General features: G+C 67.0%; 1 protein-coding gene. It reads right to left on the reverse strand.

Annotated elements, in window-relative coordinates; all coding sequences use genetic code 11:
- On the reverse strand, positions 1–4,840 hold a 4,840-nt coding region (locus AC07N6_RS24225; RefSeq protein WP_494783854.1), incomplete at both ends, for a hypothetical protein.

The raw sequence follows: 4,840 nt of genomic DNA on the forward strand, positions 1-4,840 counted from the left end.
TGATCTTGCCGATCTGCTTGCCGAAGGCGTCGTAGTACAGGCCGATGGCGTTGTCGTTGCCGTGTGTCGGGTTGTGGTGCGCGTCAGCGCTGCCGCTGTTGCGCCGGATCTCGCGATGGGCGCCGTCGTAGGCGATGCTGGTCATCTCATGCAGCACGCTGCCGTCGGCTTGCCGGCGGTCGATGATTTCAGCGGTGGTGTTGCCTTGGGCGTCGTAGCCGTAGCGAATCACTTCGCCATTGGCCAGAGTCTGGCTGACCCTGCGGCCGGCCGCGTCGTAGGTGTGGCGGGTAATGCGGGCGGCATCCGCGCCGCTGCCTTCCACCGTCTCCTGCGTCAGCAGGTGCAGGCCGTTGTACTGGTAGCGCGTGGTCTGGCGTATTGCTCGGCCGGTATGGTCAGTGGCGGTGGGCAGCAGGGTCGCCGTCTTGCGGGCGTGCAGGTCGTATTCCCATTGGGTGGTGTTGCCAATGGCGTCGGTTTTAGCCGTCAGGTCGCCGTTGGCGTTGTAGGCGCTGCGGGTGACGGCGTCGCCATGCTGTTCGGTCAGTTGACCGTTGGCCTGGACGCTGGCGTTGCCGGCATTGCGGCGGATCTCGGCGGTTTGCCGGCCCAGGGCGTCGTACTCGAAGTCAACGATGCGGTCGCGCGCATTCGCGGCGAGCCGGGCCCGCAGGACTTGCGCATCGCTGCTCTCGGACCAGGGGTTGGATGGGTCCAGGGCCTGCGCATAGAATCGCTGGCGCTGCAGGTCGCCATAGGAATCATATTCCCAGCTAATGGCGTAGCCGGCTGCGTCAACGGCGAGGATCTTGCGCCCCAGCACATCGTAGTAAAGGTAGCTGCGCCGGCCTTGCGCATCCTGGTTCATCACCGCCTGGCCCAGGCCGTTGTAGGCGGTGCGGGTGGCGATGTCGCCACTGCGGTAGAGGAAGTTGCCGGTGCTGCTGTCGAGCTCGGCATAGCCCACTTGCGCCTGCAGGGTTTCCAGCAATTGGCCGTTGGCGTCGTAGGTAAAGCGCAGTTCGCGATAGCGGTTGTCGTTGACGGGAACGGGCAAGGTGTCGCCGGCCGGCAAAGCAATCAGGTCGACATAGCTGCGCTGCACGGTCATGTTGCCGGCGGTATCGTATTGGCGGGCGATATAGGCCCCGGTCGGCCCCACTTCGCCGATGACGCGGTTGGCGGCGTCGTAGTAGTAACGGGTGGTGTGGCCGTTGGCGTCGGTCTTGGCGATCAGATTGCCGAAGCTGTCGTAACGGGTGGTTTCGGTTGGGGCGACATCTCGCCAGCCCTGGCCGGCCACGTAGATGCGCGTGCTTTGGCTGATGCGGTTCAGGGGGCGCCCGGCGGCGTCGAAGGTATAGTGGGTAATGCGTTGTTCGGCCAGGCCGACGGCTTCGATGGTCACGGTACGGTTGCCGAAGGCGTCGTAGCCGAAACGGTTGACGATGGCTTGCGCCTGGCCATCGCGGCCTGGCGCCTGCACCGGCAGGGTTTCGCTGACCAGGCGGCCCAGCGCGTCATAGGCGTACCAGGTTGTGCCGCCCAGTTTGTTGGTGAAGCTGATGCGACGGCCATGGGTGTCGTAGGTGGATGTTTCTCTGTGACCCATGGCGTCGATGCTCTGGATCAGGTTGCCGGCGGCGTCGTAGGTGTAGCGCCAGTGCTGCCGAGACAAGGTGACGATACGCCCTGCCGCATCATATTGGGTTCTCTCCACACGGCCCAGGCCGTCGATCTTCAAACTCAGGCGCCCGGTGCCATCGTAGTGGCGGTATTCGGTGCGATCCTGGGTCGAGGCGACGAGCGCTTGCAGTTGCAGCTTGCCGTCGGCGTCGCGCACCACGCTGGCCGCATGGGCATAGCGCACGGTCTTGACGATATTGCCGTTGGCGTCATGGCTGTGGTGCGTCACATACCCCAAGGCATCGATGCTGTATTGGGCACGGTTGGCCGCGTCGTACAGGGTGGTGACGCTACGGTCGGCAGCATTGGGCTGCAAGGCCGCCGCCATGGCCGCTTCCGTCAACGGGCCCGGCCCGGCATGCAACGACCGGGCGTAGCCGATCTGTTGCTGTAGATTGCCGTTGGCGTCGTAGCGCCGTTCGGTCACGCTGCCTTGGGCGTCGACCTCGTAGCGCAGGCGCCCGGCCATGTCGTGGACGTAGCGCGTGCGGCGGTCTTCGCCGCTGGCCTGGAGCTTGCCGGCCAGCGCCGCTTCGTCATCCCCGGCATCGGCGGCCACCGGCCGGGCGTAGGCGATCCTCTCGCTCAACTGGCCGGCGGCGTCGTAACGCTGTTCGGTCACGTTGCCCAGGGCGTCGATGCTGTAGCGCAGCCGGTTGCGGCTGTCGTAGACGCTGCGCTCAACAAGGTCGTCCGCATGGCGGCCGATGTCGATGGCCCCACCGTCGCTCAATGCCTGGCGCTGCTGCGCCGTCAACAAGGTGGCGTACCGGGTCTTGCCGGTCACATTGCCATTGGCGTCGTAGTCGAAGCGGGTTACCGCGCCGCTGGCGTCGATCTGCTGGTGGATGCGCCCCAGGGCGTCGTAACGGGTCCATTGGCGCAGGTCGGCGGCATCGGCCTGCACCAGCGCATCGAGGTCGGCCAATGTCAGGGCGGCGGCCAGTTGGCCGACATCGATACGGCGCGCGTAGTGGACTTGCATGGCCACGCGGCCGGTGGCGCCATCGTAGACGCTCCTTTGCACCGCCCCCAGCGGGTCGATGGTCAACACCTGCCGGTTATTGGCGTCGTAGGCGTAACGGGTCGCGCTGCCGTTGGCGTCAATGGATTGCACTAGGTTGCCGGCGTCGTCGTAGCGGTAGCGCCGCGTCAGGTTCAGGCGGTCCGGGTCGATGGTTTCTTCGATGCGGCGCCCGGCGTTGTCATAGGTGTACCGGATGACATTGCCGTTGGGCTGCGTCGTGCGAACCACCTGGCCGCTGGCGTCGTAGTCGTGCCGGGTCGTCAGCGCCAGGCCGTCGGGGTCGACCGTCTGCGCCACCAGGCGTCCCGCCGGGTCATAGGTGTACTGCGTCACCTGCCCGCCCGGTTGCGTCACGCTCAACTGGCGGCCTTGCCCATCGTAGGCATAGCGCGTCACCAGGTTCAGCCCGTCCGGATCGACCGTGCGGGCAATCACCCGGTTGGCCGCGTCGTAGCTCAGTACCGTGCGCCGGCCGGCTTCATCCACTGTTTCGATCAGGCGGTTGGCGGCGTCATAGCGTTGCGTGTGAGTCTGGCCGTCTCGCTCTTGGGTAATCAGATTGCCGTTGGCGTCGTAGCGGAAGCGGGTCACATGGCCACGGCCGTCGGTGACTTCCTGTTGTTGGCCATGACGGTTAAATGTGGTGGTCACCGTCACGCCGTCGGCCGTGGTGACGGCGCTGCTGCGTTGGGCGGCGTCGTAACGGTAACGGGTGAGGCGACCCCGGTCGTCGTGGCTGACGATGCGGTCGAAGGCGTCGTAGGTGCTCAGCACCCGGCCGCCCAGCGCATCGGTGAGCACGATCTGCCGGCCCAGGCGGTCGTATTCATGGCGGGTGACGTTGCCGCGCGCATCGGTACTCTGGATGACCCGGCCCCAGGCGTCGAATTGGCGGCGGCTCGTCAGGTGCAGGCCGCCCGCATCCTGTACCGTGTGCGTGACCTGGCCGCGCCGGTCGCGTTCGCTGGTGTGGATAACGCGGCGCTGGCCGTCGATGCGCTCTTCGCGTACCGTCTCGCCGAAGCTGTTGTAGCTGTAGTGTGTGAGCAGTCCGGCGGCATCTTGCTGCGCCAGCAGCAGGCCCTGGCTGTCGTAGCGGTAGGTATGCACGCTGTTGCCGGCGTCTTGCCGCAGGGCCGACAGCGCCGCTTCCAGCGTGCTCAGGGACAGCCCGGCGGCCAATGCCTGGCGGTCCAGGCGGCGCGCGTAGCGGGTCGTGCCGACGATCTGGCCGAAGGCGTCGTAGCGCGTTTCGGCCACTTCCCCCAGGGCGTTGATGATGTGCGTGAGCCGCCCGGCGGCGTCATGCACGTAGGAGGTGCGCTGGCCGTTGGCGTCGACGGTGCCGGTCTTGCGACCCAGGGCGTCGTACTGGTGGCGCAGGCCGTGTTCTTGCCAGATGCGCTCGATCTGTTCGGCCGTCATGCCTTCTTGCAGCAAGGCCGCTCCCTGGGCGCTGAGTTCGGCGATCTTGCGCCCTTGCAGGTCGTAGCGCGCCAGCAGGCTGATGGCCTCGGGGGCGCCGACCGCGCGCGTGGTGGCCACCAGGGCGCCCATGCTGTCGTAGCGGTAGCGGGTGATGCTGCCCTGGTAGTCGGTGTCTTCGACCAGGCGGTTGCTCTCGTCGTAGCGGTAGGAGGCGCTGCGGTCTTGCGCATCGGGGGCCGGGCGCAACGCGGCCAGCGTCTGGCCGGCGTTGGCCGCCGTGGCGTAGCGGATGCGCCGCGCCACGTTGCCGTTGGCGTCGTACAGGGTTTCGGTGAGGTAGCCCTGCGCATCGACCTGGCCGACGACTTGCCCGCGGGCATTGTAAAGGCTGCGCTCGCGCGTCTGGCCGCCCTCCCGGACGGCGGCTTGCAGCGCCGCCAGATCGCCTTCATGCAGCGCGGACGCCACGGCTTGCCCATGGCGCAGCGCCTGCGTTTGCCGGCCGGCGCTGTCGTAGGTCCATTCGCTGAGGTAGCCGGCCGCGTCCAGCGTGGCTACCCGCAGGCCGTCGGCATCGTAAAAGTGGCGCGTACTGCGGTCTTGCGCATGTGGGGCGACCACGATGGCGCTGTCGTCGGGCTGCTCGCCCAGGCCGGTGATGTCGATCAGGGTGGCGTGGCGCGTGCTGCGCACCAG

It is taken from the genome of Herbaspirillum sp. GW821-FHT09A12, from assembly GCF_059418325.1.